This window comes from Qipengyuania sp. ABI-127-1 (assembly GCA_022953095.1).
Taxonomy (GTDB): Bacteria; Pseudomonadota; Alphaproteobacteria; order Sphingomonadales; family Sphingomonadaceae; genus Qipengyuania.
In genome coordinates, this window is record JALJCR010000001.1 from 1,873,548 (window position 1) to 1,888,175 (window position 14,628).

The following is a 14,628-nucleotide window of genomic DNA, read 5'->3' on the forward strand; positions in this document are numbered from 1 at the left end:
ATCAGTCCTTGAGGATCTTGTCGATGGCCTCGCCGATGCGGATCGGGCCGGGGAAATAGGCCCATTCGAGGCTATGGGGATAGGGCGTGTCGAAGCCGGTCACACGTTCGACCGGGGCTTCGAGATGGTAGAAGCAACGCTCGGTAACGAGCGCCGAAAGCTCGGCGCCGAAACCGCTGGTGCGCGTGGCTTCATGAACGATCAGGCAGCGTCCGGTCCGCTCGACCGAAGCTTCGATCGCCTCGATATCGAGCGGGACCAGCGTGCGCAGATCGAGAATGTCGGCTTCAACACCCTTCTCCCTGCACACCGCTTCGACCACATGAACCATCGTGCCATAGGCGAGGATGGTGAGCTGTTCGCCCTCGGTAACGTGGCGCGCTTTGCCGAGCGGGATTTTGTAATAACCCTCGGGCACGACGCTCGCGTCGAATTTTTTCCACGGCTGTACGGGTTTGTCGTAATAGCCGGAAAACGGGCCGTTATAGATCCGCTTGGGCTCGAAGAAAACGACCGGGTCATTGTCCTCAATGCACGAGATCAGCAGACCTTTGGCGTCATAGGGTGTTGCCGGGATTACCGTCTTGAGGCCGGAGACGTGGGTGAAGATCGCTTCCGGGCTCTGGCTGTGCGTCTGGCCGCCGAAGATGCCTCCACCGAAAGGCGAGCGCACCGTCATCGGCGCAATGTACTCTCCCGCCGATCGGTAGCGCAGGCGCGCCGCTTCACTGATTAGCTGATCCAAACCGGGGTAAATATAATCGGCGAACTGGATTTCGGGCACCGGGCGCAAACCATAGGCCCCCATCCCCACGGCCACCGCGATAATGCCGCATTCGTTGATCGGCGTGTCGAACACGCGCGTCTTGCCGTATTTCTCTTGCAGGCCCGCAGTGCAGCGGAATACGCCGCCGAAATAGCCGACATCCTCGCCCATAACGACGACATCCTCGTCGCGGCCCATCGAGACGTCGAGCGCATCGTTGATCGCCTCGATCATGTTGAGGCGGCGTTCGGTTGCGCCTTCGGTAGCGGGTGCGTCCTGGGTTGCGGTCTCGCGCATCAGCCCTGCACTCCCTTGGTCGGCAGCCCTTCCGGGAACTTGGTTTCACGCTCGCGCACGGCCTGGTTGGCCTGTTCCTGGAGGTGCCACGGCAACTCCTCGAACACGTCTTCGAACATGGTGCGGAACGGGTGGTGCAAGCCGTGACCGAGAATGCCGTTGGCTTCGGCCTCCTTGGTGACTTTCTTGACGTGCTCGGCCGCCTCGAGGTCCATCTTTTCCTGGCGCTCCTCGTCCCATTCGCCGATCGCGATGAGGTGGTTCTTGAGGCGCATGACCGGATCGCCCAGCGGCCATTCCTCGCGCTCCTGCGCACTGCGATAACCGCTGGGATCATCCGAGGTGGAATGACCTTCGGCGCGATAGGTGAAGAATTCGATCAGCGTCGGCCCGGCATTGGCGCGCGCACGATTGGCGGCCCATTGCTCGGCGGCGTAGCAGGCAAGCGCATCATTGCCATCGACGCGCAGCCCGGCAAGCCCATAACCCAGCGCGCGCGCGGCGAAGGTCGTGCGCTCCGCTCCGGCAAAGCCGCTGAAGCTCGAAATCGCCCACTGGTTGTTGATAACATTGAGGATAACCGGTGCATTATACACCGTGGCGAAGGTGCAGGCCGAATGGAAGTCGCCTTCTGCGGTACTGCCCTCGCCCACCCAGGTCGCGGCGATGCGGCTGTCGCCCTTCATCGCGCTCGCCATCGCCCAGCCCACCGCCTGCGGTGTCTGCGTCGCAAGATTGCCGCTGATGGTGAAGAAGCTGTGTTCGCGGCTCGAATACATGATCGGCAGCTGGCGGCCCTTCAGCTTGTCGCCCTTGTTCGAGTAGATCTGGTTGATCATCTCGATCATTGGATAGCCGCGCTGGATCAGGATGCCCTGCTGGCGGTAGCTGGGAAACACCATATCGTCTCCCGCCAGCGCCATGCTGGCCGAAACGCTGGTCGCCTCTTCGCCGGTGCACTTCATATAGAAGCTGGTCTTGCCCTGCCGCTGGCCGCGAAACATGCGTTCGTCGAAAGCGCGGGTCATCGCCATATGGCCGAGCATGGTACGCAGTGTGTCCGGGTCCAGTTTCGGGTCCCAGGGACCGTGGGCCTGGTCGTCATCGCCCAGCACTCGGACGAGGCCGAAGGCCATCTCGTGCATATCCGACGGATCGCAGGCCTCGTCGGGACGCGCCATGCTCCCGGCCTCGGGCACGTCGATATGCGAGAAATCGACCACGTCGCCCGGTCGATACTTCGGTTCGGGAACATGCAGCGACAATTTGGGGCGATTATCGCCCCTGGCTGCATTACCCTCGGGCCTGTCGGCCATAGAATCGTCTCCCAGACGCAATCTTACGCTTGCGCGTTATTTTATTTCGTCGACGGGAAGCGGTCAAGTCATCGCCGCATCACACGGCGACGGGCGCTTTGATTGGCCCGTGCGGCGCGTAGTCGTGAACCGCGAAATCCTCGATCGCATAGTCGAAGATCGAAGGCGGGCGCCGCACTATTTCAAGCCGCGGAGCGCCTTGCGGTTCCCGCGAAAGCTGCTCGCGGATCAGATCTTCGTGATTGAGATAGAGATGCGTATCGCCCCCCATCCAGACCAGCTCGCCGGGTTCGAGATCGACCTGCTGTGCAATCATCCGCTGGAGCAGCGCCGCCGACCACAGATTGAACGGGAGGCCGAGCGCGACATCACAACTGCGCTGGTAAAGCAGACAGTTGAGCCGAGTGTCGGCGACATGGAACTGGTAGGTCTTGTGGCACGGCGGCAGTGCCATCCGGTCGAGCTCGGCGACGTTCCAGCCCTCGATGATGTGACGCCTGCTCCCCGGGTTGTTGCGCAGTGATTCGACGACTTCGGCGATCTGGTTTACGCCCTCGCCCGGTTCGTAGAGGCCATCCTCCCGCCGACGATAGGTTGGCCAGTCGACCCATTGCTTGCCATAGACCGGGCCGAGATCGCCCCAGCGCTCGGCGAAGGCTTCGTCGTCAGCGATGCACTGGACGAAATCCTCGAGCGCAATCGCATCGCCAGTCTCCTTCACATAGCGCGCGTGCGGCCACTCGTTCCATATCTTCACGCCCTGCAACACCAGCGGGCGGATATTGGTGTCCCCGGTGAGGAACCAGAGCAGCTCGCGCGTGGCGGTCTTCCAATAGACACGCTTGGTCGTGATCAGGGGCATGGCACCATCGCACAGATCGAAGCGCAGCATCGCGCCAAAGACCGAACGTGTCCCCACACCGGTGCGGTCCTTGCGCTCGTCCCCCTCGCACCAGATGCGGCGCATGAGGTCGAGATATTGCTGTTCGTAATGCGGTTGGGGCACAGGGTTTCGGCTCAGTTACGGGGTGAGGCGCCTGTACCGCGCTTTTGTCGCAATTGCCCGCTTGCACGGCCCGCAATCCACACCTATAGGGCGCGCCTGCCTCGCAGCCGTGGCCTTCGCAGATGGCCCGGTCCGATCCGGTCGGGGAGTAGCTCAGCCTGGTAGAGCACTGTCTTCGGGAGGCAGGGGCCGGAGGTTCGAATCCTCTCTCCCCGACCAATTTCAAGCACTTGCGCGGTTGCCGATGACGTCGGCACCGCAGCCAGCCTGCGGCTGGGACAAGGAAAGCTTGAGCCGGGCGATTGGTTTCGCTTTGTCGATACCGACATCGCCCATCCCCCTCGCCCGGCTCTAGCGCGCGCTTTCTCGGATCAAGGCGCCGACAGATATTGCCTGATATAGCTGGTCGACGTGCTGACCCATCCCAGTTCCAGGTGGTTCACCGCTGTCGTAACGCTGCCACCATGCGTCGTCATTCCGGTCGTGTCGCGGCAGCTCGCGATGAAAACCACCCCGTCCGACGGTCCGGTATGCTCGTTATGCAGAAGAGCTATATCGGCCTGGTTGCCGCAGATATTGTGGATCCGCACAGCCGAGGGTGACGGGGCCTGACGGATCACATCGACCAGCGATTCGGGCAGATAGGCAGAGAGACCCGGCCCGGCGCTGTAGAAGCCCTGCCCGCCGTGGAAAGTGGTGTACCAGTCCTGCTCGTAAGTCGGCAGTCCATACGTCCCCGTCCAGTCCTTGAGCAACTGGGCCGAGCCCGGGAAATAGGGCGAATCATAAGTCCATTCCGAGCCGGAGCGCCAGAGACCATAGCAGATCAGTTTGTCGTGCGGGGTCGGCCCATTGATGACGCCACCGCAGGCGGGATAGACGGTCAGGCTGAAAGTCCATCCATGGCGGAAGGACAAGTCGATACCGTTGTTCGCCGACCCCAGCAGGATCAGACGGCGGACATCGCCGCGATAGGCCGTACCCCATGATTTGCGCACGCCCGAGACATACATGCGCGCGTTCGATGCGGCCTTGGACCAGGCAACCACATCAACCTGCCCTGCGCCGGTACGGGATTTGATGATCGCAATCGCATCGGCGATCTGCTCGGACCAGAAGTAACCGTCGCCATTCTTGTGCGGCAATCCGAGAGCGAAGACGCGGTAGCCCCGGCCCGACAGATCCTGCATGAGACCGGTCGACGGGCAGCTCGACCGGCCGCAGCCATAACTGCCCGCTTCGTTCGGATCGGCCCAGGCAAGATCGGCATCCTGGTTGGCACCATGCACCAGCAGCACCGGCACCTTCGTACCCACGTTCCAGTTCGGCGCGTAGTACAGAAGAAATCGCGAGCTATGAGGCCGCGCCGTTCCGAAAAAGGTCGCCCGTTGGCCCGTCTGATCGCCGCGCCCGTCGCTGGGAAAGCTCTCTTGAGTGAAGGCGGTCAGAGTGTCGCGCCACCGTTCGACGCGTACCCATCCGTTATCGATCCCGGTGGAGTATGTCGCCTCCAGCGTGGTCGATCCGGCATGGGCAGAAGGCCCCCAGGCCAGCGCACACAGCGCCAGCAGCAGTATCCAAACGCGCTTCATCGTCCCTCTCCTTCAGATTTGCCTTATGGTTTTGCGAACTCCATCTTCCGATGAAGGTAATCGGCGATCCTGCGACGCATGTCCTGAGCGATGTCGAGCACTCCGAAGGACAGGAAGGCGTGAATGGTTTCCTCGGCACAGTGATGGATACTGTCGATACCGGCGGTCCGAAGCTTGTCATGATAGGCGATGGCTTCGTCGCGCAAGGGATCGCACCCCGCCGTCACGATCATCGTGGGGGCCAGATTCGCGGGGACGGGTGCAAGCAGCGGCGAGATGCGCGGATCGCCCGCCAGGCCGACATTTTCACCGAGGTAATTGTCACGCGCAAATTCGATCGCTTCGCTGACCAGGAAATAGTCTCCCTGCCCAAACCGGGTACGAGAGGGAAACCTGGCGTGAGGGCTGGCGATATCGGTCATGGGATAGATCAGGACCTGACAGGCCAGAGGCGGGGCATTGCCGAGGGCGGATTCCCGTGCGAGCACTGCGGCGAGATTGCCCCCGGCACTATCGCCGATGACCGCCAGCCGACCGGGATCGCCGCCGATGCTCGCGCCGTGGCGATATAGCCAATCGAGCGCGCACAGCGCATCGTTCAGTCCGTCGGGGAAGCGGTGTTCGGGAGACAGCCGGTAATCGAGGCTGAGGATCGCCACATTGCCGAGCGCGGCCAGCGAACCGGCCAGCCCGTCATAGGCGGGAATTCCCCCGAGCGACCAGCCGCCCCCGTGAAGGAACAGCGCCAGCGGTGCGGGTGCACCATCGGCAATCGCCGGACGATAAAGCCGCGCACTGCGTTCCCCATCGCGGCACGGCACAGCGAGATCGACAATCTTCGCCGGCGCGATGTCGCGATCGGGACCGCGAAAGCGATCGAAGACAGCATCGGCGAAAGCTCTTGATGCAGCCATGCCTTCCGCTTCGATGCGCGGCGTCCATTCGCTGCGCATCGCATCGTAATCGCGCAGCAGCGCCCGGGACTGCCGGTCGAGCGGTCCCTGTTCCTCAGGCGTGGTCCGGGTCATCAGAAGCGCAGGACGAAACGCAGATCGTAGGTTGCCGACGCGCCGTAGAAGCCAAGCTGCACCCCCGGAAAATCGGTCAGGTTGAACCCCTGAACGCGCACGGCATTGTCGGTGAGGTTCTCCACACCGGCACGAAGCTCCCAGCGCTCGTCCAAATCGCCGATGGCGACGAACCCGTTGATACGCTCATAGCCGGGTTGGCGCAGCACTGGAGAATCGGTGATCTCCGTCGCCACTTCCGACCGGTACGATCCGTCGATATGGATCGTCAGAGCCAGATTGTCGGATATCGGCCGCTGCCAGGTCGCGCCCAGGCTGGCGTTGAAATCGGGCGCATTGACCGGCCGCCTGTCGCTGACGTCGGTAACCGCACCGCCGACCAGAATGTCGAACTCGCGGTATTTCGCATCGAGCAGACCGAGCGATCCGGTCAGGGTTAGCTCGTCGGTCGGACGGGCGGAGAGCTCGAGTTCGGCGCCATAGGCGCGCGACGACGCGGCATTGGTGAACAGGCTGACGAACACACCGGTCACCGGATCGGAGCCGAAGGACGTCACCTGCACATCGGTATAATCGTTATAGAACAGCGCTGCATTCACCATGAGGCGGCCATCGAGCCAGCTCGTCTTGGCCCCTGCCTCGTAGCTCCAGACATATTCCGGACGGAACGGTCTGAACCCGAAATCGGTATTCGCCCGCCCGTCGAACCCGCCACTCTTGAACCCGCGCGAGGCGGACAGGTAGATCATGGCCTCCGGTGTCACGTCATAGCTGATCGAAGCGCGCGGCGTGAAGGCCTCGAAGCTCGCCTCGCCGGAGATCGGCGTCCCGGCTACACCTACGCCCGTCAGGAAATCGGGCGTGTTCTCGATCACCGAGACCGTGGGATCGAAGAAGTTTTCGAACAAGCGCGCCGAAGTGCGGTCTTCCCACGTATAGCGCGCACCGGCCGACAGGGTGAGCCGCGGGGTCAGCGCATAGGTGAGATCGGCGAAGATCGCATAGCTATCGGTCTTCTGGCGGGTTTCCGCGAGGCTCGACGTTGGAAACCCGAAAGCGGTGACCGGAAAGCCGAACAATGTTGCTGCGCCATTATCGACCCCTGAGAAGGTCGTGTCGTCATCGTGGAAGTAATACAGGCCAGCAGTCAGGCTGAACCGGTCCCGATCGTCGTAGGTCAGCCGCAGTTCCTGGCTGAACTGTTCCTGTTCCTGAAGCAGCAGGATATCGAGGATGGGCAAGGGCGATCCATCGGTGTCGAGATTCAGGTCGAATTCGAACGACCGGAAAGCCGTGATCGATTCCAGCGTGATCCGGTCGCTGGCATCGAACCGGCTGGTCAGCGCAAACCCATAGCCGGTCTGATCGTTGAGACCGTTGGCATTCACATCGACGCGGTAGGGATCGTCCGATGCGGGATAGGTGATATTGCCCGTCCCATCGAAACCGGTGATCGGCGTCTCGCGCACGGGGCTGCGCGAGGTATCCGGCCGGTCGATCCGAACATCGCCGCTGAGCAGGAATTCGAGAGTGTCGGTCGGCTGGAACAGCAGGGTTGCCCGGCCCGCAAACGTCTCGACGTCGCCGTCATCTTGGCCGGTGACGCTGTTGCGCGCATACCCGTTCCGCTTGGTATAGGCTGCGGCCAGTTTGCCTTTCAGCACATCTCCCGCGATCGGGCCGCTGATCCGTCCCTTGGCGGTGACGAAACCGAAATTGCCAGCCCCCGCCTCCATATATCCCGACAGGTAATTGGTCGGCCGGGTGGACACGAACTTGATCGCACCGCCGATCGTGTTGCGGCCGTAAAGCGTGCCTTGAGGTCCACGCAGCACCTCGATCCGTTCCACATCGAACAGTTCGAGAAACGCCGCCTGCGAGCGGGCGATGAAGACATCGTCGACATAAACCCCGACCCCGGGATCGGCGAAGGCAAGCGAATCGTTCTGGCCGACACCGCGGATATAGATGACAGCATTCCCGGCATCGCCCTGGTCGAGATACAGATTGGGCGTGGCGTACTGGATACCCGACAGCGTATCCGCCTGGAGGTTGGAAAGCGCCTCGTCGTCGAAGGCAGAAATCGCGATGGGCACTTCCTGAAGCGATTCCTCCCGCCGGCGGGCGGTGACGATGATGGTGTTGGCATCCTCGGCAACCGGTTCGGCCCTCGGCATTTCCTGCTGCGCCAAGGCCGGAAGGGCCTGGATCAGGGCCGTAGTGGCACACAGGGTGCTTACCAGACGCGCCCGCTTTTTCGCGATATTCATAGATGTCCTCCCATTCGGTCGCGTCTATTTGGCGTCCGCTATTTACGGGAGACAGTGCGCGGAAGCTGGCTATGGTGTCGAGGACGCGCTCGCGCAATCCGAGAGGACATTTTCGCTCACGACATCGGCAGCAAAGCGCGCGGGAGTCGTTCCAGTCCATTGCTTGAAGGCCCGCGCAAAACTGCGAGCGTCGGCGAAACCCAGCAGGTCGGCGACCGCTTCCGGCGAGCGCCCCGCCCCCAGCAGGCGCCTCGCGCGGCGATCGAGCATTTCGGCCCGGAGCTGGCGGAAACCATGGCCGGTCTCGGATAGCTTTCGGCGCAGGGAGGCCACGCTCATGCCGAGTGCTTTTGCGACCTGGCCTTGATCGTCCAGCCCGCTTTCAAGCTTGCTGCGAACTCTTGAGACCAAGTCGCCCGGCTGGTGTGCATCCGCTCCATCCGGGCGAGTCAGAGCGGCCAGGATGCGATCATAGACATCGATTGAATCGAGCGTCTGAGCCGTAGAGCCAGGGGTGAGATCGCCTGCCGCTCCGGCGTATTCAAGCATATAGGCGGGCGCTCCCAATCGGACGGGCACCGACCAGTAGCCCAGCATGGCATCGCCTCCGCGCCGGGATCGGCGACTGTGTACCGCGCGCAGATGCGAGGTCAGCTCGCGTCCTGCCCACATCTCCAGCAATGTGTGAACGAAGATCAGGACTCCTTCCATCACTGTCGCGCGTGTGGAAGGGCCGCCAGCGAAGGTGAAGGGAAATTCCGCATCGTCCATCCGGTAGAGGATGCGGTTGCCCTGTCGTTCGATACGATTGTAGCTCCCGCCGTGGAGGAGATTATAAGTCTGCGCGGAAAGGCGCATGGCATCGGCAAGGCTGGCCGCATCGCGGATACGTTCGCCAACGAGATTGGTCGCACCGAGCAAGAGCGGCCTGCTCGACAGAGCGCAGGTCTCGTCCTCGATTTCCGCGAGCCTGACCCGCATCATACTGAAATATTCGCAAGGCGAGAGATTGGGATCGATAGCGTATCTGCAATCCGCCGGATCGCGATGCTCACCCTCACCGATCGAAGCTCGTCCTGGCATTGGAAAATGCTAGGTCCCTGGCCCGCAGGCGTCAATTCCCTGCGGGATTGCCCGATGCGCCGCGCAACGACACGCTCATCCTGCCTAGCCGGGCGCGCCGCCGACTGCCTGATAAAGCCCGACAAGAGTGGTGAGTTCGTCAGCCCTCGTCTGGACGAGCGACAGTTCCACACCCAGCAAGGCACGCTGCGCATCGACTTGCTCGATATAGGGTGTGTAGCCCGCTCGATAACGGTTGCGGGCATGGCGCAGCGCATCGGCAACCGCAGCGCGCTGCGCCTGAAGGGCTGCTTCCTGCTCGTTCAGATGCGCCAGAACAGCCATGCGGTCTTCTACCTCACGCAGGGCATTGAGCACCGCCGAACGATAGGCCCATGCCGCCTGGTCACGCTGCGCGGTCGCGCCTTCGAGCTGCGCTTCGAGCCGCCCGCCTTGAAAGATCGGCGCCAGGATACTGCCGCCCAGCGACCAGATGCCGATTGGGTTGGCGAGCAGATCCGACAGGGCGACGCCTGCTTGGGCACCGAGATCGATCGATGGCAGGAAATCGGCTCGGGCCGCGCGCATTTGCGCATCCGCGGCCACGATCCGATATTCCGCAGCGGCGATGTCGGGCCGACGCCGCAAGAGCTCGGATGGAAGAGCTGCCGGAGGCGCGGGCACGCGCAGATCGTCGAAAGATCCGCCGCGCTCGATTTCACCCGGCGACCGGCCAGTCAGAACCGCAAGGGCGTTTTCCTGGCGCGCGATCTGCGCCTTGAGCTGGGGGACCAGTTGCGCCGTCGCCTGGTATTCGGCCTCGGCCTGTCGCAATTCGAGTTGCGAGGTGTAGCCGACTTCGGCCCGGTCGCGCGCGAATTTGAGTGCTTGGCCACGAGCGTCGAGAGTCTGTTCGAGCACCGCCAGACGAGCGTCGAGTGCGAGCAAGGTGATGTAGCCGCTGGCTGCAGCCGCTGTCACCGAAAGGCGCGCGGCTTCGGCGCCAGCGATGCTCGCGGCAACACCCGCCTCCGCCGCATCGATACGCGCGGCGTTCTTGCCGAATAAATCGATCTCGTAGGATGCGCGAAACGCCGGTTGCACAGCTACCGATTCCTGCGCTCGCCCGAACGGCGAAACCTCGCGCCGAATACCGCCGTCGACCCCCACGCCCAGCGCAGGCAGAAGCAAACCGCGCGAGCCACGTTCGGTAGCGCGCGCTTCCTCCACCCTAGCTGCGGCGAGCTGCACATCGGGATTGTTGCGGCGTGCTTGCTCGACAAGTCTGGAGAGCTGGGGATCCCCGAAGCTTTCCCACCATTGGGTATCGACAGGCACGGCCACGCCCAGCGACGTGCGCCAATCGGTGGGGGGACCAACTGCCGTGCCCGGCGGCGCATCCTGCAGCGTTGGCGCGCAGGCGGACAGGAACAGTGCAGAGGTTGCGAGGTAAAGACTGGCTCGGCGGATCACGGTCAATCCTTTGTGTGAACGGTTGCGATGACAGACATCCCAGGGCCAAGTCGCGCCGCCGCCTCTTGGCCGCGATCGAGAACGATGCGCACGGCTATGCGCTGCGGAACCTTCACGAAATTGCCCGCGCCCGTGTCCGGTTTTACCAGGCTGAACTCACTGCTTGCCGCCGGCGCAATGCTTTGCACGCGACCGGTGAGTTCGAGCCCGCCGAGCGCATCCACCGCGAGTGTGGCACGTTGCCCCACAGTCATATCCGCCGTCTGCGTTTCCTTGAAATTCGCCACCACCCACAACTCGTCCGGGACGATGTACATGAGCTGCGTACCGGCGGTGACCAATTGCCCCACGCGGGCGGTTACCTCGCTCAGCCTGCCCGGACGCGATGCACGGATTTCGGTGCGCGAAAGTTCGAACTCGGCGAGCCCCTTGGCGGCCTCGGCACCGGCGACCTGCGCTTCCAGCGCACGTCGGCCCACATTCACCGATCGCACATTCTCGAGCGCGATGGTGCGCTGCGCCCGTGCCTGCCGAACAGCCGCCTGTGTCTGCTGGAGAGCAGCCCGTGCCTGATCGCGTTCACGCAGAGATACCGAACCCTCGTCGACCAATTCGGCAATGCGGTTCATGTCCGCCTGCGCCCGTTTCAGAGCGGCTTGGGCACTCGCCACCGCAGCATCCTGCAACTCGACTTGGGCCATTGCCGAACGCCGACTCTGGTCGTTGTTCGCCAGCGATGCCTTCTGCGCGGCGGTGTTAGCCACACCTTGCTGCACCTTTTCCCGAAACGGCGTGTCGTCGATCCGGGCCAGCAGGTCGCCTTTCTCGACGCGTTGGAAATCGGTGACCGGTACGTCGACCAGATATCCCGCCACCTGCGGGCTGACCACCGTCGTCCGGCCGCGAACATAGGCGTTGTTCGTGGTCTCGTCTCCATCCGCGAAGGGCGGGAGATCCCAGGCGAAAAGCGCGGCGAGAATGCCCGCCAGAATGAACAGGACCGCAACGCCTATCCGGCGGCGCGAAACATTGGGCGACCAGCCCTTGTCCGTCTGCGGTTCAAGCGGTTCGTCCTCTATCACCTCGGCATCGGTCGGCGACGGGGGAGCGGGATTCGTCATTTGCTAGTCCTTGCAAGCATGGCCTCGAGAAAAGCCAGTTCCTTGGCGAGCGGATTGCGCCCGCGAAACTTGTTGATCAGCCAAGGCACGACCAAAATCGCGAAAGTCGCGGTGGCCAGCGTGCCGATGAGAAAGAAGACATCGTTGAACGCGAGCACGGCTGCTTCGCGCCCCACCTGCTGCGAGATATTTGACGCTGCCGCTTGCTGCTGCAGCGCAGGGTCTGCCTGCGCAGGGGCAACCCGCTGTACGGCATTCGACAGAGCCTCCGCGAACCGTGCATTCCCAAGCGTCAATGTGTCTCCGGCATCGATGAGATGGGTCTTCAACCTGATGGTATGGAAAGCGGACAGCAGCGAGATCCCCGCAAGCCCTCCGATCGATTGCGAGAGCGAAAAGACGGCGATGAAGCTGATCACATAGCTTTGTCCCGCCGCCAGCGCACGAAGCATGCCTTCCATCATGATCGGCCCCATGGCGAAAACCGCGGCGAATGCGATGGCCGCCTGGGTGGCATACAAATCCTGCGGGCGTGTCATCACACCGGTTCGCGTATCGGCGAATGCAGCCAAACCGATCACCGCAACGGCGAAGAGAACCGGCCGCGTAAGATCCTTGGGGTCGAGCCGAACGACGGAAAGGACCATGCCGCCGAAAGTCGCACCGGCGAGTATCCAGAAATATCCCGTCAACTGCTCATTGCCATAGCCCAACGCGGCGAACAGGCCGCTTGCGCCGAAGCCCTGTTCAGCGACGAGAATGCGGACCGTCGCGCCAATCGCTGCAAGACCCAGAATGGCGCGGCTCGACAACCAGCTCAAATCCAGCATCGGGCTTTTGCGGTTGGCCTCGATAAGAAAACACCCGCCGAGGCCGATGATCGCTGCCACGAGAGCATAGCCGAGCCACGGCGTGTCCCACCACTGGATACGTCCCTGGACGAGGAATGCGCACAGTGCCCCCACCCCCAGCATGAACAGGGCGATACTGGGTATGTCGAGTTTTTCGAAAGTGCCTTTGCGCAGGCCGGGTGGCAAACGCAGCCAGTAGACCAGGCCGAAACCCAGCAGGGACATCGCGAACTGGAACTGAAAGACGTGATCTATATCGCCGTCCACGAGAAGCGCGGGGGATATGGCCCGCGTCAACGGGAAGGCGAATTGGATGAGCCCCAGCGAGATGATCAGACCGCCGACCCGCAAGGCAGGCGGCAACCCTTGCATGAGATAATAGACCGACAGTGCGGACAGCCCGCTCGCGGCAATTCCCGCCACGGCCCGCGCGGCGAGTTCCGGGTAATAACCAGGTCCCATCATCTGGACGAAGTTAGCGGCCACCAAGCCCGCCATGGCCCAGCGAACGAAGGGCTGAACGCCAAACTCCTGCCGGACACGAAAAAGCAGCATGCTCATACAGGCATAGGTCGAATAGAAGGCGACGGTCAGCCACCCCTCCTCGACCGGAGTCAGCGCGAAACCGGCTCGCAAGGCGGGTGAATTGGCGATCAGAAAACCGTTCTGCGCGCCCCCGATCAGCCCCAGCAGGATGCCGATCCCAAGATAGGCCGCGCGCCGCCCCGCAGGATGGTCCGGGTTGGCGGGTGATCCGGGCAGGATCGGCAGCTCGTGCGGCTTGAAGCGATAGCCGTCAACGTCATCGACAAGGGAGTGGCGGTCAGTCACCCGGCAATACTCCGTCGATCAGGGTCGTCACCAGCGCCTCTTCGAATGCCGCATCGTCCGCCAGGCTTTCGACGAGCTTGGCCAGGCGTTCGCGCCGCGCGACCGTGCTGGCCGCCGAATAGATGAAATTGGCGATCCGGAACTGCATATGCGAAGGCGGGTTTGCAACGCTGCCTGCCGCAGATTGCGCCAGTTCGAAAAAATGCCGATGGAGCGGCGTCGTCAGTTCGTCGAGAAGCCACCGGGATCTATCGGTATCGACAGTGATATCACGCAACAGCAGACGCGGCACTTCGGGTCGGATCAGAAGGTAGGCCAGAAACGCCTTCATCGAAGACCGCAGGCGTTCGACATCCGTCTCCGACTCTGAATTCGAAAGCGCATGGACAAGGGCATTCCGCAAGTCGGAGGCGGCGTCCGACACGATCGATTTCCACAGACCCGCCTTACCGCCGAAACGGTAGGAAATAAGCGCGACATCGACATTCGCGTCGGCTGCGATTTCGCGCAGGGATGTGGCCTCATACCCTTGCGTGGCAAAGCGCAGCAGCGCCGCCCTGGACAGGGCCTGACTCGTGTCCTGATCGGTTTGTCGGGGCCGCCCGCGGCCGCGTCGCTGCACCATCTATCACTCCTTGGAGGAGACGATATAGGGCAGCTGACCATATATTCAATACACGTTGAATATATGGTCAGCTCGCTTCTCGCAATGCAGGGCTGGAAGCGCAGTCCACGACACAAGTCATATTGCAACGCCGCACATGCGTGCCATCTTCAACAGCATTGTCGAACGTCCAGCTCCCCTTCATCGTACAGCAAGCATCCATGCGCGATGGCGCGCGCGTCGCAAGCCTGCGGCGTTCGAAATAAGGGACGGAAACCAGTCGATGCGACGCGCAACCATCGCCGCACTTCTCACGGCAACGCTTATCCTCGGCGGATGCAACACTGTTCGCGGGCTTGGCGACGACCTGAAATCGGTCGCAAATGCGGTCGATGAGGAGACCTGAGCGCT

The 14,628-nt window shown here is 62.5% G+C and carries 12 protein-coding genes and 1 tRNA gene; 2 read left to right on the forward strand and 11 right to left on the reverse strand.

Features of this window, described 5'->3' with window-relative positions; all coding sequences use genetic code 11:
- Nucleotide 1: 1 nt before the first annotated feature.
- The 3 genes from MUY37_RS09240 to MUY37_RS09250 all read right to left on the reverse strand — a co-directional run bounded on the left by MUY37_RS09240 (nt 2) and on the right by MUY37_RS09250 (nt 3,385).
- Entirely contained in the window at nt 2–1,063 is a 1,062-nt protein-coding gene (locus tag MUY37_RS09240; protein WP_499195043.1) for an alpha-ketoacid dehydrogenase subunit beta, read from the reverse strand.
- On the reverse strand, nt 1,063–2,379 hold the full coding sequence (locus tag MUY37_RS09245; protein WP_499195044.1) for a 3-methyl-2-oxobutanoate dehydrogenase (2-methylpropanoyl-transferring) subunit alpha: 1,317 nt from the start codon (nt 2,377–2,379) through the stop codon (nt 1,063–1,065). The genes MUY37_RS09240 and MUY37_RS09245 overlap by 1 nt, the downstream gene beginning before the upstream one ends.
- Nucleotides 2,380–2,458: 79 nt before the next feature.
- The gene (locus MUY37_RS09250; protein WP_499195045.1) at nt 2,459–3,385 is read right to left on the reverse strand and encodes a thymidylate synthase; all 927 of its coding nucleotides are present in this window, start codon (nt 3,383–3,385) and stop codon (nt 2,459–2,461) included.
- A 142-nt stretch (nt 3,386–3,527) separates the two neighbouring features.
- On the opposite strand from MUY37_RS09250, the gene MUY37_RS09255 reads away from it, so the two are divergent.
- Nucleotides 3,528–3,604: transfer RNA gene (locus tag MUY37_RS09255), tRNA-Pro, on the forward strand.
- Between the two features lie 152 nt (nt 3,605–3,756).
- On the opposite strand, the gene MUY37_RS09260 is transcribed toward MUY37_RS09255, so the two are convergent.
- From MUY37_RS09260 to MUY37_RS09295, 8 genes are all read right to left on the reverse strand, one after another.
- Nucleotides 3,757–4,977: an esterase/lipase family protein gene (locus MUY37_RS09260; protein ID WP_499195046.1), complete on the reverse strand. Its 1,221-nt coding sequence runs from the start codon at nt 4,975–4,977 to the stop codon at nt 3,757–3,759.
- A gap of 23 nt (nt 4,978–5,000) precedes the next feature.
- Nucleotides 5,001–6,005 carry an alpha/beta hydrolase gene (locus MUY37_RS09265; RefSeq protein WP_499195047.1) on the reverse strand — a complete coding sequence of 335 codons (1,005 nt, stop codon included), beginning with the start codon at nt 6,003–6,005 and terminating at the stop codon, nt 5,001–5,003.
- Nucleotides 6,005–8,275, reverse strand: coding sequence for a TonB-dependent receptor (locus MUY37_RS09270; protein WP_499195048.1), 2,271 nt, complete (start codon nt 8,273–8,275; stop codon nt 6,005–6,007). The genes MUY37_RS09265 and MUY37_RS09270 overlap by 1 nt, the downstream gene beginning before the upstream one ends.
- 69 nt (nt 8,276–8,344) lie before the next feature.
- A complete protein-coding gene (locus MUY37_RS09275) occupies nt 8,345–9,358 on the reverse strand; it encodes a helix-turn-helix domain-containing protein (protein ID WP_499195049.1) in 1,014 nt (337 codons plus the stop codon).
- Between the two features lie 84 nt (nt 9,359–9,442).
- On the reverse strand, nt 9,443–10,810 hold the full coding sequence (locus tag MUY37_RS09280) for an efflux transporter outer membrane subunit (protein ID WP_499195050.1): 1,368 nt from the start codon (nt 10,808–10,810) through the stop codon (nt 9,443–9,445).
- Between the two features lie 2 nt (nt 10,811–10,812).
- Nucleotides 10,813–11,931 carry an HlyD family secretion protein gene (locus MUY37_RS09285; protein WP_499195051.1) on the reverse strand — a complete coding sequence of 373 codons (1,119 nt, stop codon included), beginning with the start codon at nt 11,929–11,931 and terminating at the stop codon, nt 10,813–10,815.
- Nucleotides 11,928–13,613: an MFS transporter gene (locus MUY37_RS09290; protein ID WP_499195052.1), complete on the reverse strand. Its 1,686-nt coding sequence runs from the start codon at nt 13,611–13,613 to the stop codon at nt 11,928–11,930. The genes MUY37_RS09285 and MUY37_RS09290 overlap by 4 nt, the downstream gene beginning before the upstream one ends.
- Nucleotides 13,606–14,238: a TetR/AcrR family transcriptional regulator gene (locus MUY37_RS09295; RefSeq protein WP_499195053.1), complete on the reverse strand. Its 633-nt coding sequence runs from the start codon at nt 14,236–14,238 to the stop codon at nt 13,606–13,608. Before MUY37_RS09295 ends, MUY37_RS09290 begins: the two co-directional genes overlap by 8 nt.
- 262 nt (nt 14,239–14,500) lie before the next feature.
- Between MUY37_RS09295 and MUY37_RS09300 the strand changes: the two genes are divergently transcribed.
- Nucleotides 14,501–14,623: a hypothetical protein gene (locus MUY37_RS09300; protein WP_255703634.1), complete on the forward strand. Its 123-nt coding sequence runs from the start codon at nt 14,501–14,503 to the stop codon at nt 14,621–14,623.
- Nucleotides 14,624–14,628 lie beyond the last annotated feature (5 nt).

Bases quoted from the DNA above. Each gene is read 5' to 3' on its own strand.
- MUY37_RS09240 (WP_499195043.1), bottom strand. From the start codon at position 1,063: ATGCGCGAGACCGCAACCCAGGACGCACCCGCTACCGAAGGCGCAACC.
- MUY37_RS09285 (WP_499195051.1), bottom strand. From the start codon at position 11,931: ATGACGAATCCCGCTCCCCCGTCGCCGACCGATGCCGAGGTGATAGAG.
- MUY37_RS09275 (WP_499195049.1), bottom strand. From the start codon at position 9,358: ATGCCAGGACGAGCTTCGATCGGTGAGGGTGAGCATCGCGATCCGGCG.
- MUY37_RS09265 (WP_499195047.1), bottom strand. From the start codon at position 6,005: ATGACCCGGACCACGCCTGAGGAACAGGGACCGCTCGACCGGCAGTCC.
- MUY37_RS09245 (WP_499195044.1), bottom strand. From the start codon at position 2,379: ATGGCCGACAGGCCCGAGGGTAATGCAGCCAGGGGCGATAATCGCCCC.
- MUY37_RS09300 (WP_255703634.1), top strand. From the start codon at position 14,501: ATGCGACGCGCAACCATCGCCGCACTTCTCACGGCAACGCTTATCCTC.
- MUY37_RS09295 (WP_499195053.1), bottom strand. From the start codon at position 14,238: ATGGTGCAGCGACGCGGCCGCGGGCGGCCCCGACAAACCGATCAGGAC.
- MUY37_RS09260 (WP_499195046.1), bottom strand. From the start codon at position 4,977: ATGAAGCGCGTTTGGATACTGCTGCTGGCGCTGTGTGCGCTGGCCTGG.
- MUY37_RS09270 (WP_499195048.1), bottom strand. From the start codon at position 8,275: ATGAATATCGCGAAAAAGCGGGCGCGTCTGGTAAGCACCCTGTGTGCC.